This window comes from Pseudomonas farsensis (genome assembly GCF_014268805.2).
In the GTDB taxonomy this organism is placed as follows: Bacteria; Pseudomonadota; Gammaproteobacteria; order Pseudomonadales; family Pseudomonadaceae; genus Aquipseudomonas; species Aquipseudomonas farsensis.
The window spans coordinates 1,789,822-1,813,986 of the sequence record NZ_JABWRF020000001.1 but is presented as its reverse complement, the minus strand read 5'-3'; the positions used below and the strand labels follow the sequence as shown (position 1 = coordinate 1,813,986).

Here is a 24,165-nt window from a genome sequence, read left to right as displayed (position 1 = left end):
CGTTTGCGTCAAGCACAGTGGCGCGGCAATTGGGCAGAACAGTAGACTGGCAGCTTCCATGCCCTGCAGGCTCTACGCGATGCCCACTTCCAGCTGCGAATTCTGGCACGACCCGGCGCTGCCCCATGTCGAGAGCCGGCGCGCCTGCCATAGCCGGGCGTGCTACAAGGCGCACAGCCACCCCACCTTCTCCATCGGTGCGGTAGATGCCGGCTTCAGCCGTTTTACCGGGGCCGGGCGCGGCGAGGCCCGGCTTGCACCGGGCACCCTGGTACTCGTGCCGGCGCAGCGGGTGCATGCCTGCAACCCTGAGCCTGGCCAGGCCTGGAGCTACCAGATGCTGCACCTGAATGCCGACTGGTTGCAGCGCCTGCGCCTGGAGGCCGGCATCGATGCCGAAACTGCGCAGGCCCCAGCGCGCATCACCCGCGTGCCGGCGCTGTATCGGCAGTTCTGCAGGCTTAACGAGGTGCTGTTTTCCAGCGCAACTGCGCTGGAAAAGGATGCAGCACTGGTGGCGTTCATTGGCGACCATGACTTTTCCGGGCAGCCAGCCTTGCCGGCAGCGCCTGCCCTGGCGTCATCGCTGCTGGGCGAGCTGCTGGAGCAGATCCAGCGCCAGGACCTGGCAGGCCTGAGCCTCGACGCGCTGGCGGCCCAGGCCGGGCTTGGCCGTTATCAGCTGATTCGCGCGTTTGCCGCAGCGACCGGCATGACCCCCCACGCTTATCTGCTCAATGCCCGGGTCAACAAGGCGCGCGAGCTGTTACGCCAGGGCCAGGGTTTGGCGGACGTGGCCTACGCGCTGGGCTTTGCTGACCAGAGCCATTTCCAACGGGTGTTCAAGGCCCATGCCGGGGTAACGCCGGGGGACTATCGGCTGACGGCTTCGAGCCAGACGCGGCCAGCGTAGGTGCAGCCTGGAGTCGCAAAAAGGGCCGCAAAGCGGCCCTACTCTCTCAATGGCTACCCATATCCAGCACAACCCGCCCACCGCAGGGGCATTCATCCATATGCCGGTGCGCATCGACCACCTTGTCGAACGGGTACACCTTGATGATCTGCGGCGTCAGCAACTGGTCGGCGGTGAACTGGTTGATATCGCGCAACGCCCGCTGCAACGCGACCTGGTCCTGCGCGATCCCCAGCTCCGGCTTGCCAGTGAAGTTGCCAATGCAGTGCACATGGAACTGGATATTCTTCTGAAACGCCGCACACGCTGGAAACGGTGTCTGGTTGCCGCCTTGCAGCCCATACAGCACCAGGCTGCCACGCGGTGCCAGCACATCGCCGAGCAATGACATCTGCGGCCCGCCCATGCCGTCGAGCACCATATCCACGCCACGGCCATCGGTGTATTTGCCGATCTGCAGCAGCAGGTCCTGCTCTTCGGTCACAATGACCTTCTCGGCGCCAAGGCTCAGCAGGTACTCGCGCTGATCGGGCTCTTTGGTGGCAGCAAACACGCGCAGCCCCAGGGCTTTGCCCAGTTGCACGAAAGCCGGCCCTGCGCAGTGGCTGGCATCGGTAATCAACGCCGTCTGCCCAGCCTTGGCCCGGGCCAGATCGACATAGGCAAAGTAGGCGATCAACAGCGGCGTGTAGTGCACGCTGGCTTCGATCGGCGTCAGTACATCGGGGTAGCGGGTAATGGCGTTGCGCGGCAGCACAATCACATCGCCGTACACCGGGTGGTCGTTGGCGCTGGTGGCCGGGAAGCTGGCAACCCGGTCGCCCACGGCAATGTCATCCACGCCTTCGCCGACCGCGGTAACCACACCGGCCATTTCATGGCCGATGCCTGCTGGCAGGCGGGCTTGGGAAGGGGCCAGGTTCTGCCGCCAGAGCACGTCGTACCAGCTCACGCCGATGGCTTCGACGCGGATCTGCAGCTCGCCGGCAGCCGGCGACGGCTCGGCCTGCTGTTCGCAGCGCAGCACATCGGCCTGGCCGAACTTGTGGAAACGGATCATGCGGGACATGGCATACCTCGCCTTTGTGAATCTCGTATTACCACGGACTTTATCCGGGCTTTGCATTAAGGGCCATCAGTGGCCGTTAATAGTCGACATGCCTGTCATTGATTGGGCCCCTGGCGAATCGGCAAATTGGCACCCGGAAAACGGTGCAGGGTAACAGCCTTTGCCCGTAAGATTCACCCCTGCCCCATTTCCAGGCGAGCTGCACCGAATGAATCGCAACGACCTGCGTCGTGTAGACCTCAATCTGTTGATCGTGTTCGAGACGCTGATGCACGAGCGCAGCGTGACCCGCGCCGCCGAAAAGCTGTTTCTTGGCCAGCCGGCGATCAGTGCCGCGCTGTCGCGCCTGCGCAACCTGTTCGACGACCCGTTGTTCGTGCGCACCGGCCGCAGCATGGAACCCTCGGCCCGCGCCCACGAGATCTTCGCCCTGCTGTCGCCGGCGCTGGACTCGATCTCCACCGCCGTCAGCCGCGCCGCCGAGTTTGACCCCGCCACCAGCAGCTCGGTGTTCCGCATCGGCCTGTCCGACGACGCCGAGTTCGCCCTGCTGCCGCAGTTGCTCAAGCGCATCCGCGCCGAAGCCCCAGGCATCGTGCTGGTAGTGCGTCGGGTCAACTACCTGCTGATGCCCGCCCTGCTCGCCTCCGGCGAAATTTCGGTGGGGGTCAGCTACACCAGCGACCTGCCCGCCAACGCCAAGCGCAAGGTGCTGCGCCGCAGCCGCCCCAAACTGCTGCGCGCCGACACCAAGCCCGGCAGCATCACCCTGGACGACTTCTGCGCCCGGCCCCATGCGCTGGTGTCGTTTGCCGGTGATCTATCTGGGTTCATCGACGAAGCCCTGGCTGAAATCGACCGCAAACGCCATGTGGTGCTGGCCGTGCCGCAGTTCAACGGGCTGGGGAGCTTGCTGGCGGGGACGGATATTGTCGCGACAGTGCCGGATTACACGGCGGATGCACTGACAGCGGCGGGCGGGTTGCGGGCCGAAGACCTGCCGATTGAGGTGCGCAGTTTCGAGCTGCATATGGCGTGGCGCGGGGCGCAGGATAATGACCCGGCGGAGCGGTGGTTGCGGTCGCGGATACAGATGTTTTTTGGCGACCCAGATAGTCTTTAAGGGGAATCCGAACAGGTCCCCCAACACCCGACAATTGCTGCCCCCGGGCTCAGAAAAGCTCGATTCGCATGCGCGAACTATTGATAACCGGGGCAGCGCCTAATACCCGTCAGTTAAGCCCATCAGGGCCGCTTTGCGGCCCATCGCGGTGGTTCAACGGTGTGCCGGGTGCGATCGAGCGCTGCTGGCCTGTTTGTCTCTACCGGTAGCAGGCAAGGCTTGACTCTACCGTTAGGGGCAGACTTTACCCTTCGCACTTCATTATCTGGAGTTCGTCATGAAGAGCAAACGCGTGCTCGTAATCCTCGGCCACCCTTCTAACCACAGCTTTTGCGGCGCCGTGACCGAACGGTATGTCGAGGCCGCCACGCAAGCAGGGCATGAGGTGCGGCTGCTACGCCTGGACACCCTGAGTTTCGATCCGGTCTTGCACGACGGCTATAACCAGACCCAGTTGCTTGAGCCCGATTTGATCAACGCACAGAACGACATTACCTGGGCGGAACATTTGACGTTCGTGTACCCGATCTGGTGGGGCGGTATTCCGGCGTTGCTCAAGGGGTTTTTCGATCGCGTGTTTCTGCCCGGTTTTGCCTTCAAGTATCACAAGGGCTCGGCATTCCCGGACAAGCTGCTCAAGGGCCGCACGGCTCATCTTCTGGTGACCATGGACACACCACCGTGGTACTACCGATGGGTGTATCGCATGCCGGGCCTGCACCAAATGCGCAAGACCACCCTGGCGTTCTGCGGCATAAAAACCCTGAAAACCCTGACGTTCGGTCCGGTATTGGGGTCCAAGCCGGAACAACGTGAAGCCTGGCTCAAGCAAGCCCAGGCGGTCGCCAGCCGCTGATCGGGGCGGTTGGGCTGCACCTGCGCTGCCCTGCCGAGTCTCCCTCCTGTGACAGCTTGTCCAACCTGACTTCCCGCTCTTTGGCAGTTGTGCAAAGATGCCGAGCGCTCTTATGAGCGCGAGACATTGTTTGTGCTTCTGATGCGTCAAAAAAGGGATTTTCATGTACATCGGCAAAGCAGCCCAGCTGTCGGGCACCACTGTCAAAAGCATTAGGCATTACGAAGAAATCGGCCTTTTGCCACCCCCGCAACGCCAAGGTAAATACCGGATCTACAGCCAGCAAAGCGTCGAGCTGCTGACCTTCATCAAATGCGCTCAGCAACTGGGTTTCAAGCTCAAGGAGATGCAGGCCATTCTGCAGGATCACCGCGGCCAGGAGCTGCCGTGGGATCTGGCCATGCAGGCCATCGAAAACAAAAAACAGGAACTGTTGGGGCAGATCCAGGCTTTGCAGCAAGTGCATGACGGCCTGGTCGAGTTTGAACTGAACCTCAAGAATGCTCAGGTGCAATGCCAGTTCGAACACCCGGCAAATGCCCGGTGAATCCGCACCGCCGCCCTGTACAACTATTCTTTGGCGCCTCCGACAGTCTGTGAACAGCTGGGCTACCTCTCAACTGCATTGATAGCGCCCGCCAAACGGGTCAACCATTCCCGCGCGTTTTTACCGCCAGATCCATTTGAGCATGGGCGCAACGTCGCACGCCGTGCCGACGGTGTTCGCCCCGAGCATGATGGGCACCGTTCAAACCACCTACCCTGCCCCCCGTTAACGGCGTAACCCTCAAAAACCAACCACCCGTTCCCAGGGAAGCCCAGCATGCCTGTCGACTTCAGACCCGCTCAAACCACGGACGCGCACGATATTGCACGCTTCTTTCAACTGACCTCGGAGGGCATGGCCGATTACATATGGAGCAAGCTTGCCGAGCCGGGGCAAGCCTTGCTCAGTGTCGGTGCCTCTCGCTATGCACGGGAACAGGGCGACTTTTCCTACAAAAACTGCCTGATGGCCACGTCCGAAGGGTGCGTCATCGGCATGATGCATAGCTATGCCTTGCGCGCGAACCCCGACGGGCCTGTCGAGACCGACCCGGTCCTGGCGCCTTATTCCGACATGGAAATACCCAACACTTTGTACATATCCAGCCTTGCGCTGGATGAGGCCTGGCGCAGCCAGGGGTTGGGCGTTCAGTTTCTTCGCCATGCGCAGCAACGGGCTGAGGATGCTGGGTTGGAGGGGCTATGCCTGATCGACTATGCAGAAAACCACGGTGCCCGCCGCTTCTACGAACGCCACGGTTTTCGAATTGTTAAAACCTGCCAGATCATTGCTCACCCGATGCTGCGCGTAACCGGTGAAGCCTTTTTGATGTATCGCCCTCTCCACGACGTGCTCGAGAAAAACAGTATGAACAAGCAACTGACCGTATTCCGCGAACTGGATATTCAACCGCTGCGCGACCTGCCCTTTTTTGAAGAAGTTCTGGAAGGCAGCCCCCACACGCTGACGTCCAAGTACTACCACGATGAACAGCAAGGTCGCATTTGCGGAGAGTGGGAAGCCAGCACCGGCGCGTGGCGCATCGACTACAAGGTTTGGGAGTTCTGCCACGTTCTGAGTGGGCGATGCGTCATCGAGCTTGAGGGTTGCGCCCCCGTCACGCTTGCGGCTGGCGACACGTTCATTATCGAACCGGGCGCCAGGGGCAAATGGACCGTGCTGGAAGACATGAAAAAGAACTTTGTGATTCTTCTGCCTGCGAACTAGGGTCTGTCTGAAATGTGTCTGCGCGAAGGCCAGACACATTTCAGACAGACCCTAACAATCAGAACGAGGCTTGCACCTTGATCCCGCCAACCCAGGCGTCCTCCACCGCGCTCACCCCTCCGGGGTGGTGAACGTACTGCAAGTTGGGGCGTACGGTCAGCCAGTCGGTGACATGTACGCCATAGTTAAGCTCGGCGTTGTACTCGGTGTCCTGCACCGGCAGGTAATCCGGGTCATCGTAATCCGCGACGCCATTGGCCAGGTTGGTCAGCTCGGCGTTCTTGCGATACGCAGGGTTCACATGCACCTCGGAAATGGCCAGGCCGATATCATCTTTTGGCCGGCCCGCAAACAGCCCTTTGTACACCGCGCCGACCGACACATAGTGGTCGACCTTGCTGGTTTTCTTGTCATGCACCGTGGCCATGGCAAACAGGCTCAGCCCACGCGTGGCATCACTCGCCTCGCGCGTGACTTGCTGCATCGCGCCCAGCCACAGCCCGTGCTTGCTCGATGAACTGCGGTAAGCGGCGCCGCTGATGACCGCAGGCTGACCGTTGCTGTCCTTGAGCACGTCGCTGGCGTTGGCGCTGCTGTAGTAATAACCAGCGCGATACTCGCCTGGCAGCCCGTCGATGCGTGGCTGCCATACCAGCTCAACCGGCACCACCGCCCCTTCTGTGCCACTGCCGCTGAGCTTGAAGCCGTTGCCCGACTCGGTGTTGGACGGGTTCTGCTCATACACGCCAACCTGCGCAAACAGCTCAGGGCTGATGGCGTATTTGACCCGCAGCGCCCATTGGGTGATAGGCCAGTTGTACCAGATGCCGCCCCAGTTCCCGACCTGCGAGCCACAGAAGGTCAGGTTCTGGAAATTGCAGTCGAAGCTGTTGAAGTCTTCACCTTCGCCAAAACGCCCGGCCTTGATGTCCAGGCGTCGGTCGAAAAAGGCCTGCTGGTAATACAGCTGGGTCATGCGCCAGTGCGAGCCACGGCCCCAGACTTCCTGGGAAGAGCTCAAGGTACCCACGCGCGGGTCACCCACCCGCTCGTTGGAAATGTTTTCACCATTGCGGTCGGCGACGGTCAGCTGAAACCGTGCGTCGTGCCAACCGAGCAGTTTTTGCAGGTCGAAACGCGCGCCCAGCGAATACTGGTCGCTGTAACTGGCACTGCGGTCATTGTTGTAGCCGCCACCCAGGTTGGCGCCTATTTCACCGACATAGGCAAATTCGAAGTCGATGCCCTGCTGGGCCAGGTCACTGCGCGTGCCGTTCCAGTCGCCCAGGGCCCAGGGGGAATCGCTGGCGAACGGTTCAGCGGCGTGGGCGGCCGGGGCGCAGGCGATGGCGGCGAGCAGAACTCGATGTTTGATGGTGAGCATGGGGTTCTCTTTGTTATTGATTTGCTGCCTGCCAGAGCCCTTTCGCCGGCAGCCCGGCAAAAGGGTTGATGCAGGGACTTACTGAACGCTGGCGCGCATCTGCGCCGGCAAGCCGAGCTGCTTGCGCATCTTCGCCACCTCCTGCTCCGTGACGGCCGTGGCGCTGTTGCCCCAGCTGTTACGGGTGAAGGTGAGGATGTCGGCGATGTCGCTGTCGCTGAGTTTCCAGTCGAACGCTGGCATGCCCGCCCCGGTCACGTAGGTGTGGGTATGCACCGCCTTGGCGCCGCCCAGCACCACGCTGGTCAAGGTATCGGTGTTGGCTGCAAGCACGGCCTTGTTCCCCGCAAAGCCGGTGATCATGTGGCTCACACCCTCACCCTGGGTGCCATGGCACGCCGAGCAATGCACCTCGTAGCCCTGCCCGCCACGCTGCATGCGCGCATCAGTGCTGGCCAGAGCAGCCGGCACCGGTTGTGGCTTGCCGGGTAGCGACTTGAGGTACACGGCAATGGCTCGCAGGTCGGCGTCGGTCAGGTGCTGGGTGGAGTTCTCGATCGCCTCGGCCATTGGCCCGCTGGCCACCGCCACGCCATCACTGCCGGTCTTGAGGTAGTCGACGACCTGCTCGACGCTGCTATCGCCCAGGCCCTGATGCGGGTCGTTGGTGATGTTCGGCGCAAACCAGGTGCCGACCAGGCCACCCTGCAGCGCGCTGGCGGCAATCGGCCCGCCCAGCGCGTTGCGCGGGCTGTGGCAGGCTGCGCAGTGCCCGGCGCCATCCACCAGGTAACGGCCACGGTTCCACTCAGGGCTTTGCGCAGGGTCCGGGGCGAACGGTTTGTTGTCGAAGAACATCCAGTTCCAGCCGGCCATGAGCAAGCGCTGGTTGAACGGGAAATTCATGCCAGCCAGTTCATCGACCTTGTGGTTCTTCGGCTCGAGGGTGCTGAAGAACGCCCAGAGTGCGCGCAGGTCGTCATCGCTCATGCGCACATAGTCGGTGTAGGGCATGGCCGGGAACAGCAGCCCGTGACGGCCCTGGCCCTGACGCACGGCATTGAAGAAGTCGCGCTCGGTGTAGTTGCCGATCCCGGCTTCGCGGTCAGGGGTGATGTTCGACGACTGAATGTCACCGAACGGCGTGCCGATCACATAGCCGCCTGCAAAATCGCCGCTCTTGGCGGTGTGACAGGCTGCGCAGTCAGCGCCGCGCATCACGTACTCGCCTTGTTTGATCAACGCAGCGTCGGTGGCCTTGAAATCGGCCAGGCGCACGACGTCGTCAGCCACGGCCGAACGTGCGGTGGAGTTCGCCTGAATCACCAGGCCAAGCATGACGGCGCCGGCCAGGACCGCCAGCCCGCCGCCAATCAGGGCAGTTTTTTTCTTGATCATGGCGGGCCTCAGACCAGGGAGCCGGGGTTGTGCTGGTACTTCTCGTGGATCGCGCGGGCGGTACGAATCGCCAGCGCACCGACCGTACTGGTCGGGTTGTAGCCGGCGTTGGTCGGAAACGCCGAAGCGCCAACCACGAATACGTTATGCGCGTCCCAGCTCTGCAGGTAGGTGTTGACCGCGCTGGTACGGGGGTCTTCGCCCATGACCATGCCGCCTTGGGTGTGGTTGGAGTTCTCGTCGTACGGGCTCCACGACTTGGCCGCCGAGTTGAAGGTGTGCACATGTTTTGCGCCCATCTTCTTGCCGATATCCACTGCGCGCTGCTCGATGAAACGGGCCATGTTGCGGTCGTTCTGGTTCCAGTCAAAGGTCATGCGCAGCAGCGGCGTGCCCCAGCGGTCTTTGTAGTTGGGGTCCAGGGACAGGTAGGCATCGCGGTCCGGCATCGAGGTGCCTTGGCCGAAGATGATCCCGTAGTTCTGGTAATTATCCTTGTAGGTCTGCTTGAAGCCCTTGCCCCAACGCGGGCTGCCCGGTGGCAGCAGCCCGGAGCGGCCGATCGGCATGCCTTCACGGGACACGGTCAACAAACCCGCGCCACCGATGAAATCCAGGTTGCTGTGGTCGAAGTTGTCGCCGTTGTAATCGTCGACCTGAATGCCCAGGCCGCCAGCACCGATGAACGGGTTTAGCGTTTCGTCCTCGAACCACACATGTGCACCTGCGCACGTCTGGTAGTTGTAGGCGCGGCCGATGGTGCCAGTCTGGGTGACCGGGTCATATTGCTTGCCAATATCGCTAAGCATCATGAGGCGGGCGTTGTCGTAGGTGAAGGAGCACAGCGCAACGATGTCGGCAGGTTGCACCACTTCGCGCCCCTGCTCGTCGAAATAGCTGACGCCGGTGGCGGTCTTGCCGTCTTCGGCCTTGTGGATCTTGGTCACGTAGCCTTGGGTGATCAGGGTAAAGTTCTTGCGCCGCATCAGCGCAGGAATCACACAGGCCTGGGGAGAAGACTTTGAGTAGTTGCCGCAGCCGTGGAACATGCAGTAGCCGCAGTAGGTGCACGGCGCCATGCTGACGCCCAGCGGGTTCACATAGGCCGACCCCACGTGGGCGACCGGGATGTAGAACGGGTGCATGCCCATCTGCGCGGTGCTGTCGCGGTACATCTGCATCAGCCGCGAATCTTTCAGCGGTGGGGTCGGGAACTCACGGCTGCGCGGCCCTTCGAACGGGTTGCCGCCCGGGCGGATTTCGCCATTGATGTTACCGGCGACGCCGGAAATACCGGCAATGCGCTCGAAGCGATCATAGAACGGTTCGAGGTCGGCGTAGGTGATGCCCCAGTCCTGCACCTGGTCCAGGCCCTTGAGTTTGGCAGCGCCGTAGCGCTCAAGCGTGGCCGAGCGCACACGAAAGTCCCACTCGGAGAAACGCCAGGCCATACCGGCCCAGTGGAAGCCTGCGCCACCGACCGACTTGCCCATCTGGAAGGCTTTCAGCTCCCGAGTGGGTACGGCGGTCTGGCCGGAGTTGTTGCGAAACGTCAGGGTGTACTCGCCCGGTTGCAGCAGCAGCTCCCGGCGAATCGACCAGCGCAGTTCATCAGGATCGACGGCTGGCGGCGTGTCGGTTGCAGTGTCGAGCCAGGGGCCGCGGTCGATGGCGACTACTTCCAGCCCCGCACGGGTCAGTTCCTCGGCCATCAGCGAGCCGGCCCAGCCCAGGCCGACGATTACCACGTCAGCTTTCTTGCGTTGAATTGCCATGTTGTTGTCCTCTGGGCTCAGCTAACCGGGATGAGACTGATGGGCTCAAGGCCCAGGTCCTGTCCGCGACGGTCGATGTACTGGCGGTAGTCGTAGCGGGCGCCGGGGAAGCCCACCAGCTTCCAGCCGACCATGCCGCGGTTGCCACCGTACAGCGGGTCGGCGAAGTACCCTTCGCGCACGCTGAGCAGCAGGAATTCAAACAGGCGGCTGCCGCTGCCGGCGCCCTCCCAGTCAAGGCGGCCTTCATCCAGCTGCCGCAGGATCGCGTCCATCTGCTCGCCGTCTAGCTCGGCGAAGGCACGGCCATGCAGCTTTTGCGCGTGGTTGTCGATGAACAGAAGGCCAGCCAGGGTGTAGTCGCGACGGGTGCGCAGGCTGATGGTCAGGCCCATCAGTGCGGACTCGTCGGCGCGCAGCGGGCGGTCCAGGTAGAGGTCCTTGGACTCGCCGTAAGGGCCGTTCATCTGGGCATCAAGGTAGTCGACGCAGCCGGCTTCGCTGGCTGACGCACCCAACTCATCGTGTGGAATCAGGCGATCGAATACGGCAGTCAGGGTGGCGCGGGCCTGGCCCTTGAACACATTGCCCTGGCCGCCGCTCATCACCGGTGACGGCAGCATTTCGCGGTTCAGGCCGGTTTGCGGCGGCACCGACTTCAGTTCGACCGCGCCGACCTTTGCCAGGCCGGCGGCGGCAAACAGCGCACCCATTGAACGCAAGGCGTCCCTACGTTTCATGGAGTTCTCCTTATGGACAATCACGGGGAGCCGTGCGGCAGGTGGCGGATGTTCGGGCGCGCAAAAGCACACGCCGAGCCAGGTCGAGCTCGACGGGTCAAGAATATTGGGCGGACAAACGATAAACGCAGCGCGTTCTGGGGCGTTGCTGGCAACCTGCCGGTTACGGCGGCGCCAGTCTATGGCGCGACAATCCGCCGCGCCATCAAGGCTTTGACGTGTTTACGTCAAAACACCTTCAGAAGGCTGAACCTTCAAGCGTTTCATCGATCACGATGCGCAACTGCGGCTTCACCTGGGGTGGCGCATCGAGGTCACCGTTGGCGTACAGCAGGTGCTGGATAGCCGCTTCAGCCTGGCCTTCGGGGTCTTGATCGAGCACCAGCGACAGCACCCCTTCGCGGAGCATGCCGGCATGCTGCGCAGTGGCTTCATGACTGATCCAGACCGGCTGCCGGGAGCCGCCGAGCAGGGCTCGATGCACGCCGGTCGAACCGCTCCCGGTGGTATAAAGCCCGCACACACCGTGAGGGCGGCTGAGAAAATCACTGATTTTCGAGGCGTTGAGGTCGTCGTCGTCAAAGCACTCAATCGGCCCGATCACCGGCACCTGCGGAGCGCGTTCGGCCATCACCTCCAGGAACCCCTTCACCCGCAGCTGATGCGCGTGGTAAAGCAACGAATTGGTTACCAGCAGTACCGCCCCCTGACCCGGCCCGATCCACTGACTCATCAGCCGCCCTGCCGCGCGGCCAGCTGCGTGGTTATCGATGCCAACATAGGTCGCACCCGGCATCCCCGGCAGGCTGCTGGTCAGCAACACCACAGGCACACCGGCAGCCATCTGGGCCTGCAAGGCTTCGCGTACCTGCGGGGTATCCTGAGCTACCACGATAAGGCCCTGACGGGGCACCCGAGGCTGGCTTATGAGCTCTGGCAGTTGCTGAGCAGCGCGCTCCTGCCAAGTGCTGCGCTGCAGCACCAGCCGCGAGCGGTGCATCTGCGCCTGTTTGGCGAAGGCCACCGCCAGACGCCGAAAATGATCGGTCGCGCTGTCTACCAACAGCAGGTCGAACCGCAGCAGCCCATGCACTGCAGAAGGCAACAGCCGTTTCAAACCCAGCGCTTGGGCGGCCTGTAGCACCTTGCGCCGCTTGCTGTCGGAAACGCTGCCGCGCTCGTTCAGTACACGGTCCACGGTACTCAGGCTCACACCCGCCTGCTGGGCGACATCGGCCATGCCTTGACGGCGGTCAGTCTTGTCCACGGCGAAACATCCAGTAACCAAAAGCGCGGAGTCTGCCACGGCCGCAGATTTTCGCCTACTCCGCGGGCCCGGCTGGCAGCCTCAGGTCAGGAGGACTGGCGATGCGAACATGGGCACAGCCTTCACCAGGCATCATTTCGCGTTCACCAGTTATAACTAACCGCCCCCACCAAACTGCGCTCATCGCCATACCGGCAAGAATTAGCGCAATACAGATACCGCTCATTACCCAGATTCTGCGCCCGTGCGCTCACCTGCCAGTTCTCGTCCACCCGGTAGGTAATGCGTGCATCGAACAAGGTGTAGGCCGGGATCTTGCGGTCGCTGATGCTCGGCACGGTGTGCGTAGTGCCGTTGTAACGAGCGCCGGCGCCGACACTCAGGTTGGGCAAGCCCAGCAAAGCCAGGCGGTAGTCCAGCCACAGCGCGGCGCTGTGGTAGGGGGTGCCTTCGATGCGCGAGCCTTCCAGCGTCTTGTCGTTGTCGGAAATGACATGCGCATCGGTGTAGGCGTAAGTAGCGTTCAACCCAAGGTTTTCGCTCAGTTGCGCCTTGGTTTCCAGCTCGAACCCGGTGCTGCGCTCCTTGCCGGTCTGCTCGTCGAAGTCCGAGCCTGGAATGGAGGTCAGTACATTGCGCTGGGTCAGCTGGTACACCGCAGCACTGATCAACAGCTCGCGGTCGGCGGGCTGGTAGCGCACGCCTATTTCATATTGCTCGCCTTCGGTAGGCTCGAAGGTGGCGCCACTGCTGTCGGTTCCGGCGGACGGCAGGAACGACTGACTGTAGCTGATGTAGGGCGCCCAACCGTTGTCAGTGAGGTACACAAGGCCGACCCGGCCGGTGGTCTTGCTGTCACTGACGGTGCTGCGCGAGCCGTCGCGGTAACTGCGGGTGTTGTTTTCAGCCCAATCCTGGCGTACGCCCAGCATCACTACCCAGCGCTCATCGAACTTGGCCTGCTCTTGCAGATAGATGCCCATCTGCGTGCTGTGCAGGTCTGACCCGCTATCGACGGCGGTATTGACGGTGGGCAGGTTGCCGTAGACCGGGTTGGCCAGGTCCAGGGTCGGCGCGCTGCCGCTGTGGCGGTGGCTGTCGTAGGTCTTGCGGTAGTAGTCGATGCCGCCCAGCAAGGTGTGTTGCCAATTGCCATGGGCGAGGTCCAGCGTCAGGTTGCTGTCGCTGGTCCAGCCGGTGGAAATGTCCTCGCGGGAGTTGTAGCTGCGGGTCAGGTTGTTCAGGTTCGCCCCGGTGACGCGGCTGTTGTTCAGGGTGATGTAGTCGTAGTCGCTGCGCGATTCGAAATAACGGGCGGCATGGCGCAGTTGCAGGTTGTCGCTCAGGCGGCGCTCGAACAAGTAGCCGAAGGTCTGCAGGGTGCCGTCGTAGTCGTCGTAATCCGGCTCGCCGGGGAACAGGTCGTACGGCACCTTGTAGCCGGGGGTATCGCTGAACGTGGTCAGGTTGTAGCGGATTGGCGGGGTGAGCGTGGTTTGCGTGCGCTGGTGGCTGGCCAAGAGCGTGAGGCGCGTGTCGTCGTCCATCTGCCAGGTCAGGGCGGGCGCGATGTACTGTTTATCGTCATCGATCGCATCGAACTGGGTGCCGCTGTCACGCACCAGGGCCGTCAGGCGGTAGCTGAAACGGCCCTCCTCATCCAGTGCACCACTGTGGTCGGTGGAGATCTGCCGGCGCTGATGGTTGCCGTATTCCAGGTTGAGCTCATGCAGCGGCGCCAGGGTCGGGCGCTTGCTGATGGTGTTGATCAAGCCGCCCGGTGCCAGTTGCCCATACAACACCGATGACGCGCCCTTGAGCACTTCGACGCGTTCCAGGCCGTACGGCTCCTGGCCGCCTTCAAACTGCGTGCTCTGCATTTTCATGCCGTCGCGCAGCACGCTGCCGGTCCGCGGGCCGATGTCGAAACCGCGCAGCCGGTAGTCGTCGGCCACTCGGCTGTAGCCGTTGGGCTGGGTGACGACACCTGCGGTGTAGCCGAGCACGTCGGCCAGGCTGTCGTGCTGGCGCGAAAGCATTTCTTCGCGGGTGATGACCGAAATCGACTGGGGGATTTCCACCAGCGGGGTGTCGGTTTTGCTCATGGTTGCGCTGCGCCGGGCCACCTTGCTGTAGGCCGGCCCCCAGGCATCCTGCTCGAACGCCTGGGCCGACACGTTGATGTCAGCAAGGTGCAGCGCGTCGGTTGCGCGCGGCTCGATGCTCAAGGCGCCGCTGGCAGTCACATTGAGCTGCAACGCGGTGCCTTGCAACGCGTGATGCAGGGCCTGCTCGGGGCTGAACTGGCCACGCAATGCAGGCGCGTCGAGCCCTCGGGTCAGCGCAGCGTCATAGGAAATGCTGCGCCCGCTGTACCGGGCGATGGCGGTCAGGGTGGCATCCAATGGGCCGGCTGGCAGGTCGAAAGCCAACTGTTGCTGCTGCGCATCGGCTTCGCTGGCCAGCGCGGCACATACGGGCAATGCGCTCAGGGCCAAGGCCAAGGCCAGCGGGGTCAGGCTGAAACGGTGTGTCCGGTACATGGGCGGCGGTCCCGATAGGTAGTCGATACCCGCTATGTGGCGCGAGGGGCTGCGTTATTAAGGGGGCAACGGAAATAAAATCAGCGCAGGCTCACCTGGGTCCACAACGGCAGCGGCTGCTCGACACGCACCGGCAAGGTTTCTTGCAGCGTGCGTAACACGTGTGCGCTGTCGTCCAGCAGAAAAACCCCGGAAACCCGCAATGCAGCAGCCTCAGGGCTGATGCGCAGCAAACCCCGCCGATACGCACGCAAGGCATCGATCACCACGCCCAGCGGCTGGTCATGGATTTCCAGGTAGCCGTCTTCCCAACGGCCTTCTGCGGCGCGATTGGGGTCCAGGGCATGAACGGCGTTGCTCGTCAGTACGGCGCCCTCCCCGCTGCGCAACTGCACAGTGGCGCCATTGGGTGCTTTTACCTGAACGCGCGATTCCTGCACCCAGACATCGGCTGCGCCTTCACGCAGCGTGACGGTAAAGCGCGTGCCCAGGGCCTGAGCCTCACCAAAGGGGGTGACTACGATCAGCGGCCGCTGCGGGTCGGCAGCAACCTGGATGCTCAACCCGCCCTCGCGCAGGATCAGCGTGCGGGTGTTACCAGCAAACGCCAGGTCCACCCGGCTTTTGGCGTTGAGCACCACACGGCTGCCGTCGTCCAAGGTGAATGCGTGGCGCTCGGCAAGCCCGGTGTGCAGGTCGCCCTGGGCAAAAGGTAGCAAGCCGGTGCGCTGCAACCACCAGCCGCCAACGCCGATACCTGCCACCGCCAGAGCCCCGCGCAAAAGCCCGCGCCGGCTAATCGCCGGGCTGCTGAGCACGTGATGAGCAAGCGGTGGCACATCGGCGAAGGCCTGGCCAACACGTTGTTCAAGGCGTTGCCAGGCAATTGGGTGATCGGCGCTTAAGCGCAACCAATGCTCAAAACGCTTGCGATCTGCATCGGTCATGCAGCCTGAGCGGTGCAGCGCCAGCCATTCGATAGCTTCGGCCACTGCCGGTGGCAGTCGGTTGTGCGCCATGCTCACTCCAGCGCCAGGTAGCACAAGGCCAGTGCCTTGGCCACGTACTGATGCACCCGCGGTGCGGAGATGCCCAGGCGTGCACCGATTTCGGCGTAGGTGAGGTTTTCCAGCTGGCTGTACAAAAAGGCGCTGCGCCCCAGTGGCGACAGCCCGTCCAGGATGCGGTCAAGGCTGGCGAGGGTTTCGATGGCCTGCACCTGCTCCTGTGCCGACGGCTCGTACCCCGGTATCTGCTGGGCCAGCGCTTCGAGGTAGGCACGCTCCAGATCGCGGCGTCGCCAAGTGGCGAATACCAGCCGCTTGGCGATGGTCGTCAGTAGCGCTCGCGGCTCTTGGATAGCTTGCGGGTCGGGCAACTGGACCACTTGGGCAAAGGTCTCCGACGCCATGTCGGCCGCATCATGGCAGCAGCCCAGCCGCGCTCGCAGGCGCTGCAGGAGCCAGTCATGGTGGTCGCCGAACATCTGATGCAACACACAGTTGCGCAGGGCCAGACGCTGGTCGTCGAGGGGGATGGAGGGCATGCGGTGATTTGCTAATGGGAACTATTAGCAAATGATGCCGGGAGATTGGGTTTATCGCAACTGAAGGCTGGTGAATCGCAGGTTTTGCGGTGCTGGAGCTAGTTGACCTTCGCTGTATGGCACCGGCGACGCCGGTGATCGCGGGGCAAGCCCGCTCCCACGCTGCCCGGTTCTCTGCGCGAAAGCACAAGCCCATTCGATTCGGACCGGGCGCAACCTAGTGTAGGAGCGGCCTTGCGTCGCGAAAGGGCCGCAAAGCGGCCCCGGCAATATCAGCTTGAAGCACAAATCCAGGGGCGCTGCGCACCCCTTTCGCGACACAAGGCCGCTCCTACACGAGAGCGTGTTGAGTAATTAACCCGGCACGCCGCTAATCCGCGGCACCACCACCGCCCATTGCTCACAGCGGCAACTCTTGCGGTACGGCTCTTCTGTCTCGTGCGCATACCGAACCAGCACCTCTGCCACCTCGCAGCGCTCAATGGCAAAACCCGGCTTGAACGAACTGGCGGTCCTTCCAACCACGGTGCCATAAGCATCCATAAGCAAAAACCGCCCACCATCGGCCTGCAAGGTCAGTTCCTCGCCCCGGCGCAACCGACGCAGTGCCGAATGGATAGCATGCCCCTCGGCATGCCGGCCCGCGTACCCAATATCGATGTCCTTCAAGCCAAGCTGCTGATAGAGCTTGCCCAGGCTCGGCACCGGCTCGCCGTGGAACAGCTGGCGCGGCACCTGGGCCGGCAGGCAGCCGCTGAATGGGTTTTCGGCGCTGAATTCGCACAAGGTCAAGGTCTGTTCGGCGCGGGTCATGCCGACGTAGTACAAACGCCGCTCATCATCCAGGCCCTCTTGCTTGGTGTTCCAGCCGCCGTCCAGCAGCACCACATGGCGGAACTCCAAACCCTTGGCCGAATGCACGGTACCCAGGTACAGCCCGCTGCCCGGCTGCTCGCGCACCTCGCGGGCATAGTCATACAACCACTCGATAATCGCCTTGCACTGCAACTGGCAGTCACCCAGCTCCACTTTAAGTTCGTCGAACGCAGTTTCGAAGAACGCAGCCGAAAACTCATCAAGCGCTGGCTGCGCCTTGTACAGCGCCTGTTCGGCAGTCAGCGCATCGCGCTCTCGCTCCAGCAGCCCGACCACTTCGACAAAACTGCGCTGGCGGGTCAGCGGCAGGCTGCTGTCCTTGTCCGCCGCCAGGTGGTAAGGCACGCCGTGCTGCTCGCACCAGGCCTGCACGGTCAACAGATAGTGATGGGTGCGGGCCAGTACCGCGCAACCGTCCCATGCCCCCTCCTCCAGCGCCAGCAGGCGCTGCAACTCGTGCATCGCTGCCTGGGCCTGGCGGTTGCCGCTTTCGCGGTCGGCCGGGTCGATCAGCAGGCGCAACACCTGGCCACGGCGCTGTGGGTCCAGGGCGTGCCATTCGCCACCTGCAGGGTCAGCGGCGCGGCGGGTATCGATAGCGACGGGGGTGTCGATCTTCATGCGCTGGGCATTGCAGCCAATCAGGTGATTGGCCGCTGCGATGATGCAGGCGCTGGAGCGGTAGTTCTCGACCAGAAACGCGTCCTTGGCAACGAAAGTGCTGCGAAATTCCTCGATATAACGGTTGTTGGTGGCGCGCCAGGCGTAGATGTTCTGGTCGTCGTCGCCCACGGCGATGATGCAAGGCTTGCCCTCATCGGACGAGCCGCGATGCGCCAGGGCGCTGACCAGGCGGTACTGCACCTCATCGATGTCCTGGTATTCATCGACCAGAATGTAGCGGTAACCCCGCAGCAATGCGGCGCGCTGGTCGGCGCGGGCATCGTCCAGGTCGTCCTGGGTCAGCGCTTCGTCATCGTCTTCATCGGCGTGGGCGGCAAGCGAGCCCTCAAGCAGCTCCACCGCCTCCTTCATGAGGTTGCCCAAGGTGTGCTCGTCCACCTCGTCGCCGCGTTGCAGGCGCGTGCCAGTCAGGCGCATGGCCAGGCTGTGGTAGGTCATCACACTGACCCCATAGGCATCGGCGCCAACCAGCGCCAGCAGGCGCTTGCGGATCTGATGGGCGGCGTGACGGTTGAAGGTCAACGCGACGATGGCGCCGGCCGGTACCCGCCGCACCCGCAGCAGATAGGCGATGCGATGCACGATGACCCGCGTCTTGCCGGAGCCTGGGCCTGCGAGCACCAACCGATTGCTGTCCAGGTCATCGGTGACGATGGCGCGCTGGGTGTCGCTCAACGCCTGCACGATCATCCGCCAGGACGCCTCGCTGGTCGCGTACTTGAGCACGCCCTCGCGGCCGGCGAAGTACTGCTTGAGGAAGCTCGACTTGTCACCATTGAAGTAGTCGGCCACCAGTTGCCGGGCGGCCTGAGGGTTGCCTTGGGCAAGCTCTGCGTACTCACGCATCACATGCACCTGGAAGCGCTTTTCGCGGTAGTGCTCGTCCAGGCGCTGGTAATCCTCGTTGAGAAAACGCGTGCGCTGGGTATCGACCTTCAAGGTCATGGCCCGACGCATCACAGTCATGCCGTGATTGAGGCTGAACACCTCCTGGCGATGCAAAAACAACAGCACCCGCTCTATGTAAGTGCCCCGGTTGCTTGGCACCCGGTCATTGAGTTCCAAGTCCTGTTCGATCAGTTCAACCAGTTCACCGAAAGTACCCTCGGTTGTCTGGTTCTTGCGCTGGCTGGGCAACTTGGCCAGCAGATGTTCCAGCACTTTGCTGGCAACTACCGCGCGGGTTGCGCGCACGTGCTCCAGCCGGCTCCAGCCACGCGGTTCATGGATGCGCAGGCGGATGTAATCATGGCTGAGCTGGCGCAGCTCGAAGCTGTTGACGCGCCGCTGGCCGCCATGACCATCGCGGTCCGGGGAGAGCCCACGCAGCAGCCGCAGCACGCCCAGGGGCAAAATGTCATTACGCTCAAGGCGCACTTTCAGCGCTGAGGTGAGCACCGCGAGGTTGATATCCTGCCAGGTGCCATCAGTGGCATCGGGCGCCTGTTCGGCCAGGGTTTCCAACAGGGCTTTTTCCAGTGCCAGCAGCGCTTTGAGTTGCTGGCGCGCGTTTTCGGTGCGGCCATTGCTCAGCACCACCGTGAACTGCGTATCGCTGACCAGCAGCTTGCGGGCTTCAAGGTCCTTAAGCACATGGGCGACTTCCTGGGGCTCAAGGGCGGTCAGCGTCACCAGGTTGTCAGTGTTGATCCGTTCAGCGCCATTGGCGCTGTACAGGTAGCGCAGAATGGCCAGGTACTCGGCCTTGCGCCGATCAGGCAGATTGGACTCGCGCAGCTCGCGCTCGGCATCTTCACGCGCCTTTGTCAGGCGCGAGGCGAAAATCTGCGTGTGGTTTTCTTCACGGGCCAGGTACCCCCCACGGTCCAGCCAGGCCACGGCGGTAATCACCTTGGTTTCGGCGTCCAGGGCGTCAGCCTCGAACGAGGTCTGGATGCTGTCATCCATAAGCACCTCGCCGGCGGTAATCACCAGTTTGGCCTTGCCCCGGCGCCTGGACTCGGCGATGACCTTCTTCAGGATCTGCTGAATGTCGCGCTGGCTCAGGCAAGCCCTTTCGCACAGGCCAAACTGGGTCTCGATATCCTGCGGGTCGTAGAGCAATACTGCATGCGCGGGCTGCTGGTCGCGCCCTGCCCGGCCAGCTTCCTGCAAATAGTTTTCCAGAGACCCCGGTATGTCAGCGTGCACCACCAGGCGGATATCCTTCTTGTCCACACCCATGCCAAAGGCATTGGTGGCAACCATGATCGGGATCCGGCCGTGTTTGTAGTCCGACTGCACGGCAAGTTTCTCGGCTGCGTCCATGCCAGCATGAAAGTGCCTGGCATCAAGCTCCTGCTGGCGCAGAAACTCGGCCAATTGCTCAGCCGCCTTGCGGCTTGCAACGAATACCACGGCCGCGCCCGGCAGCTCGGTCAGGTACTCATGCAGCAGGCGATGCACCCGTGGCCATTTTTCGGCGCGCGTGCAGGGCATGACTTCAAGGGTCAGGTTGGCGCGTTCGTGGCTACCGATATATTCCTTGAAGCTGACCCGCAGCTCATCTTTGAAGTGCGTGCGGATATCGGCCAGCACCTCAGGCTTGGCCGTGGCGGTGAAGCAGCCAATCGGCGCCGGCTTGCGCCCTGCATGGTACCTCGCGATGTAGCGCGAAACGTAGTGGTAGTCCGGGCGGAAATCGTTGCCCCATTTGGACAGACAGTGGGCCTCGTCGAACACCCAGCCGCCGACCTCGCGTTGCTCGATGGCGGCGCAAAACGCGCGGTTGCGAAACTGCTCCGGCGACACCAGCAGGATACCGATATCGCCCAGGCGGATTTTCTCCAGCACATCGGCGCGCTCGGGCATGTTAAGCAGGCCGTTGAACGCCGCAGCGCAATGGATACCTTTTTCCAGCAAGCCATCGACCTGGTCTTTCATCAGCGACTGCAACGGCGAAATGACCACGGTCAGGCTGGCGTTGCGGTGGTAACGGTTGAGCGCCGGCACCTGGTAGGTGATCGACTTGCCACCTCCGGTGGCCAGCACCGCCAGCACATGCTCCCCGCGCATGCCCGCCAGGGTGATGTCATGCTGCAGCGTTGCGCCAGAGGGCTCGACACGGAAATCCGGGTAGTTGAAATAGCGCTGCAGTTCGTGGCGTGGGTCATGGGTGGTCAGGCAGTACTGGCACGTTTCATCGCCGCAGGGCACATCACGCAGCTCGCGAATCAGCGCGCCGACCTTGGGGAACTGATAACGCACCCAAGGGGCCAGCACCGAATTGCCGCCAGAAACCCGCAGCCAGGCCAGCACGTAGGCCAGCGGCAGGTGCGCCTGCGGGTCGTGCAGGTCATCGTTGAGCAACGTGTTCAGGCGGGTGCGGCAGACTTTGAGATCGCGGTCGGCGTGGGCGTCGCGCTCGGCCATCTGCTGTTCGATCAGCGGGCCGATTTCTGCAACAGGCACCGATTCTCGGCCCGTCAACGCCGCAAACAGCTGGCCGGCGTCCTGGGCTGTGGTGGGCGCCAACAGTGCCTGGTAGCACAGCAGCTCAGCGGGCTCCAACTGCTGCAATTGGGCAAAGGCCTGGCGCTGGTCATTGAACAGTGTCAGCGTCAGTCGGCAGTCTGCCAGTGGCGAATTGAGCGTGTCGCGCACCAGTTTGTAGTCTTTCACCAAGCGGTGATAAGGGTTGCGCGGAAAAGCCAGCGGCGAGAGGCGCAAGGTATCGAGGGTGGGCAGTTCATGCAGCAGCATGTTCGACGCCTGCTCACGCAGAATGCGCAAGTCATGGGCAATCAGGTTATGCCCCAGCAGGTAGTCCGCGCCTTCGGCCAGGTCGTCGACTTGGGCGAGCACCTGGGCCAGGTCTTTGTTTACATCGCATTCGAGCGTTGCGTCCAGGTCCTGGCGCAGCGCCCCAACCTTGAAGATTTCCTCGGGTTTGCCCGGCTTGGCGGGGATGACTTCGAGGTCGACGACCAGACTTTTATCCTGACGAGATGGGAACATGCCTTACGCAATCCTTGCTTGCAGCCTACAAAGTTCGCAGGTTACAGGCAAAGGGCCACAGGCAAAACCCTGTTGCGCGCCGCGTCAGTCCGTGCTCGGCGTCAACTTTTTGATCCCACCCAGCAACCCCTCCAGGCTGAACGGCTTGGTCAGTACAGCGGTCGGCCCCGGCAAGATGCACGCGTCCGCCGGCTGTGGCTCGGCGTAACCGGTCATGAACAGCACCGGCAGTGCGGGCCGTGCGCTGCAACCGGCGTGGGCCATCTTGCGGCCATCAACCCCACCTGGCAGGCCGATATCGGTGATCAGCAGGTCGATCCGGGTGTCTGAGCGCAGCAGTTGCAAGCCGGCCAGGCTGTCGGCAGCCTCGATCACGACATAACCCAGTTCATTGAGTGCTTCACTGACAAACAGCCGCACCGAGGCTTCATCGTCCACCACCAGCACTGTGGTACCGGGCGCAGGCTTTGCCGTTTCGCTACTGGCCAGGGTTTGCGCTGCCGGTGTGCAAGGCTGCGAATGGCTGGGCAGGTCTAGGTACACCCGAGTGCCCTGCCCCGGTTGCGACGCGATGCGCACGCGCCCACCGGACTGCTTGGCAAACCCATAGACCATCGACAGGCCAAGGCCGGTGCCCGCGCCGACCGGTTTGGTGGTGAAGAACGGCTCGAACACCTTGCCCAAGGTCGCCGAGTCCATGCCGACCCCGTCGTCGGCAACGCAAACCGTGAGGTAACGGCCAGCGGCAAGCTCGCCATCGGCGGGTGGCTGCTCGGCAAAGCTGTGTTCGACCGTGCTGATGGTGATATGCCCGCCCCCGACCAGCGCATCGCGGGCGTTGATACACAGGTTAAGCAGCGCATTCTCGAGCTGGGTCGGGTCTACCAGGCAGGTGCTGTGGGAGGTACCGCGCTCAACATTGATTGCCACCGAAGGCCCAACCGTGCGGCGGATCAGCTCTTCCATGCCGTCGATCAAGGCATTGACGTCGGTAGGTTCCGGGATCAGCGTCTGCCGCCGGGCAAAGGCCAGCAGCCGATGGGTCAGCGACGCGGCGCGCTGGGTCGCGCCATGGGCCACAGCCAGGTAGCGCTCCAGGTCCTCGGTACGGCCCTGCTTGAGCCGCAACCGCATCAGGTCAAGGCTGCCGGCAATCCCGGCCAGCAGGTTGTTGAAGTCGTGGGCAATGCCACCGGTCAACTGGCCTACGGCTTCCATTTTCTGCGCCTGGCGCAGCGCGGCTTCGGCGTTTTCGCGCTCGGCGATGGCTTCACTGATGCGTGTTTCCAAGGTCTGGTTGAGCTCGCGCAACTCGGCCTCGGCTTGCTTGCGCGCGGTCACATCAATGGAGGAGCCAATCAGGCCGATCACCTCGCCCGCGTCGTTGAACAGCGGCGCCTTCACCGACAGCCAGCAGGCTGCCGAGCCGTCCGGCATGTCCACCTGCTCTTCAACCTGCACGGTTTTGCCGCCAGCCATGATGCGCTGGTCGGTTTCCATTACCTGGCGCGCCTGCGCCTTGTCTTCAAGGAATTCGAGGTCAGTCTTGCCGATATAGAACTGCGGCGGCTTGCCGATCAATTGCGTCGCACCATGGTTGGCAACCAGCATGCGGCCGTCACGGTCCTTGGCGTAGACCACCCCCGGCACCGCTTCGGTGAACGTACGCAGCAAGGCAGACATGCGGTCGCGCTCGGCCTGGGCATCGCGCCGCGATTCGATATCCATGAGGATGCCGGGAAAGCGCACTGCGCGGCCCTGGGCGTCCATCTCAACCCGGCCGCTAGCTTCGACCCAGCGGTAGTAGCCGTCCTCCTGGCGCACGCGGTACTCGCAGCGAAACGGCCCGCCCCGCGCCAACGCTTGATCGATGGTCTGCGACACGCGCTCGCGGTCATCGCCATGGATCGAAACGAAGGCTTCGGCTATCGGGATACCCGCCAGGCAGCGCTCGGCGGGCAAGCCGAACGAACGGGAAAAGCGCTCATCGGCGGTGACGCAGTCGTTGGCCACGTCCCACACCCAGGTGCCGATGATTGCACCGGCATCCAGGGCGAGCTGCAGCCGCTCCGCGGCATCCACGGCGAAGGCCTGCACCGGCGCAGGCTGGCTGGCAGCACCGGCCTGGTCTGGCCGAGCAATGCGCTGTTGTTCCATGCAGACCTCAAAGAAACACGCGTTGAATGCGAGATGCGGCGTTGGTGAAACGCTTAACGAATGTGCCACAGCATATATAGGTAAAGCGCTTGTGGGTACTGCA

Annotated in this window: 16 protein-coding genes and 1 pseudogene; 6 read left to right on the top strand and 11 right to left on the bottom strand. The window is 62.8% G+C overall.

Annotated features, from left to right (window positions below; all coding sequences use genetic code 11):
* Positions 1 to 79: 79 nt before the first annotated feature.
* Positions 80 to 913, top strand: coding sequence for an AraC family transcriptional regulator (locus tag HU719_RS08300; RefSeq protein WP_186534676.1), 834 nt, complete (start codon positions 80 to 82; stop codon positions 911 to 913).
* A gap of 46 nt (positions 914 to 959) precedes the next feature.
* On the opposite strand, the gene HU719_RS08295 is transcribed toward HU719_RS08300, so the two are convergent.
* On the bottom strand, positions 960 to 1,982 hold the full coding sequence (locus HU719_RS08295; protein ID WP_186516403.1) for a zinc-dependent alcohol dehydrogenase family protein: 1,023 nt from the start codon (positions 1,980 to 1,982) through the stop codon (positions 960 to 962).
* A 208-nt stretch (positions 1,983 to 2,190) separates the two neighbouring features.
* On the opposite strand from HU719_RS08295, the gene HU719_RS08290 reads away from it, so the two are divergent.
* The 5 genes and pseudogenes from HU719_RS08290 (at position 2,191) to HU719_RS08270 (ending at position 5,735) form a co-directional block, all read left to right on the top strand.
* On the top strand, positions 2,191 to 3,105 hold the full coding sequence (locus HU719_RS08290) for a LysR family transcriptional regulator (protein WP_225917129.1): 915 nt from the start codon (positions 2,191 to 2,193) through the stop codon (positions 3,103 to 3,105).
* A gap of 277 nt (positions 3,106 to 3,382) precedes the next feature.
* A complete protein-coding gene (locus HU719_RS08285) occupies positions 3,383 to 3,961 on the top strand; it encodes an NAD(P)H-dependent oxidoreductase (RefSeq protein WP_186534675.1) in 579 nt (192 codons plus the stop codon).
* 163 nt (positions 3,962 to 4,124) lie between these two features.
* Entirely contained in the window at positions 4,125 to 4,508 is a 384-nt protein-coding gene (locus HU719_RS08280; protein ID WP_186516399.1) for a MerR family transcriptional regulator, read from the top strand.
* A 276-nt stretch (positions 4,509 to 4,784) separates the two neighbouring features.
* Positions 4,785 to 5,369, top strand: a pseudogene (locus tag HU719_RS08275) (GNAT family N-acetyltransferase); the annotation flags it as partial.
* 6 nt (positions 5,370 to 5,375) lie between these two features.
* Positions 5,376 to 5,735 carry a cupin domain-containing protein gene (locus tag HU719_RS08270; RefSeq protein WP_186534691.1) on the top strand — a complete coding sequence of 120 codons (360 nt, stop codon included), beginning with the start codon at positions 5,376 to 5,378 and terminating at the stop codon, positions 5,733 to 5,735.
* A 58-nt stretch (positions 5,736 to 5,793) separates the two neighbouring features.
* Here the strand turns inward: HU719_RS08270 and HU719_RS08265 are convergent, their stop codons facing one another.
* The 10 genes from HU719_RS08265 to HU719_RS08220 form a co-directional block, all read right to left on the bottom strand.
* Complete coding sequence (locus tag HU719_RS08265; RefSeq protein ID WP_186534674.1) at positions 5,794 to 7,119, bottom strand: carbohydrate porin; 1,326 nt, start codon at positions 7,117 to 7,119, stop codon at positions 5,794 to 5,796.
* A 78-nt stretch (positions 7,120 to 7,197) separates the two neighbouring features.
* Positions 7,198 to 8,517: a cytochrome c gene (locus HU719_RS08260; protein WP_186516380.1), complete on the bottom strand. Its 1,320-nt coding sequence runs from the start codon at positions 8,515 to 8,517 to the stop codon at positions 7,198 to 7,200.
* 8 nt (positions 8,518 to 8,525) lie between these two features.
* On the bottom strand, positions 8,526 to 10,292 hold the full coding sequence (locus HU719_RS08255; protein WP_186516378.1) for a GMC family oxidoreductase: 1,767 nt from the start codon (positions 10,290 to 10,292) through the stop codon (positions 8,526 to 8,528).
* 17 nt (positions 10,293 to 10,309) lie between these two features.
* Positions 10,310 to 11,032 (bottom strand): gluconate 2-dehydrogenase subunit 3 family protein, encoded by a 723-nt coding sequence (locus tag HU719_RS08250; RefSeq protein ID WP_186534673.1) that lies wholly within the window; start codon positions 11,030 to 11,032, stop codon positions 10,310 to 10,312.
* A 238-nt stretch (positions 11,033 to 11,270) separates the two neighbouring features.
* Positions 11,271 to 12,299 (bottom strand): LacI family DNA-binding transcriptional regulator, encoded by a 1,029-nt coding sequence (locus tag HU719_RS08245; protein ID WP_186534672.1) that lies wholly within the window; start codon positions 12,297 to 12,299, stop codon positions 11,271 to 11,273.
* 143 nt (positions 12,300 to 12,442) lie between these two features.
* A complete protein-coding gene (locus HU719_RS08240) occupies positions 12,443 to 14,842 on the bottom strand; it encodes a TonB-dependent siderophore receptor (protein WP_186516372.1) in 2,400 nt (799 codons plus the stop codon).
* Positions 14,843 to 14,922: 80 nt separating this feature from the next.
* Entirely contained in the window at positions 14,923 to 15,861 is a 939-nt protein-coding gene (locus tag HU719_RS08235; protein ID WP_186534671.1) for a FecR domain-containing protein, read from the bottom strand.
* Between the two features lie 2 nt (positions 15,862 to 15,863).
* Positions 15,864 to 16,388, bottom strand: coding sequence for a sigma-70 family RNA polymerase sigma factor (locus HU719_RS08230; protein WP_186534670.1), 525 nt, complete (start codon positions 16,386 to 16,388; stop codon positions 15,864 to 15,866).
* A 354-nt stretch (positions 16,389 to 16,742) separates the two neighbouring features.
* Positions 16,743 to 21,905 (bottom strand): RecQ family ATP-dependent DNA helicase, encoded by a 5,163-nt coding sequence (locus HU719_RS08225; RefSeq protein ID WP_186534669.1) that lies wholly within the window; start codon positions 21,903 to 21,905, stop codon positions 16,743 to 16,745.
* 84 nt (positions 21,906 to 21,989) lie between these two features.
* Positions 21,990 to 24,047 carry a hybrid sensor histidine kinase/response regulator gene (locus HU719_RS08220; RefSeq protein WP_437179658.1) on the bottom strand — a complete coding sequence of 686 codons (2,058 nt, stop codon included), beginning with the start codon at positions 24,045 to 24,047 and terminating at the stop codon, positions 21,990 to 21,992.
* Positions 24,048 to 24,165: the final 118 nt, after the last annotated feature.

Coding starts and splice junctions, on each gene's coding strand:
- HU719_RS08235 (WP_186534671.1), bottom strand. CDS start 15,861: ATGGCGCACAACCGACTGCCACCGGCAGTGGCCGAAGCTATCGAATGG.
- HU719_RS08240 (WP_186516372.1), bottom strand. CDS start 14,842: ATGTACCGGACACACCGTTTCAGCCTGACCCCGCTGGCCTTGGCCTTG.
- HU719_RS08225 (WP_186534669.1), bottom strand. CDS start 21,905: ATGTTCCCATCTCGTCAGGATAAAAGTCTGGTCGTCGACCTCGAAGTC.
- HU719_RS08260 (WP_186516380.1), bottom strand. CDS start 8,517: ATGATCAAGAAAAAAACTGCCCTGATTGGCGGCGGGCTGGCGGTCCTG.
- HU719_RS08285 (WP_186534675.1), top strand. CDS start 3,383: ATGAAGAGCAAACGCGTGCTCGTAATCCTCGGCCACCCTTCTAACCAC.
- HU719_RS08250 (WP_186534673.1), bottom strand. CDS start 11,032: ATGAAACGTAGGGACGCCTTGCGTTCAATGGGTGCGCTGTTTGCCGCC.
- HU719_RS08280 (WP_186516399.1), top strand. CDS start 4,125: ATGTACATCGGCAAAGCAGCCCAGCTGTCGGGCACCACTGTCAAAAGC.
- HU719_RS08290 (WP_225917129.1), top strand. CDS start 2,191: ATGAATCGCAACGACCTGCGTCGTGTAGACCTCAATCTGTTGATCGTG.
- HU719_RS08270 (WP_186534691.1), top strand. CDS start 5,376: ATGAACAAGCAACTGACCGTATTCCGCGAACTGGATATTCAACCGCTG.
- HU719_RS08255 (WP_186516378.1), bottom strand. CDS start 10,292: ATGGCAATTCAACGCAAGAAAGCTGACGTGGTAATCGTCGGCCTGGGC.
- HU719_RS08300 (WP_186534676.1), top strand. CDS start 80: ATGCCCACTTCCAGCTGCGAATTCTGGCACGACCCGGCGCTGCCCCAT.
- HU719_RS08295 (WP_186516403.1), bottom strand. CDS start 1,982: ATGTCCCGCATGATCCGTTTCCACAAGTTCGGCCAGGCCGATGTGCTG.
- HU719_RS08265 (WP_186534674.1), bottom strand. CDS start 7,119: ATGCTCACCATCAAACATCGAGTTCTGCTCGCCGCCATCGCCTGCGCC.
- HU719_RS08230 (WP_186534670.1), bottom strand. CDS start 16,388: ATGCCCTCCATCCCCCTCGACGACCAGCGTCTGGCCCTGCGCAACTGT.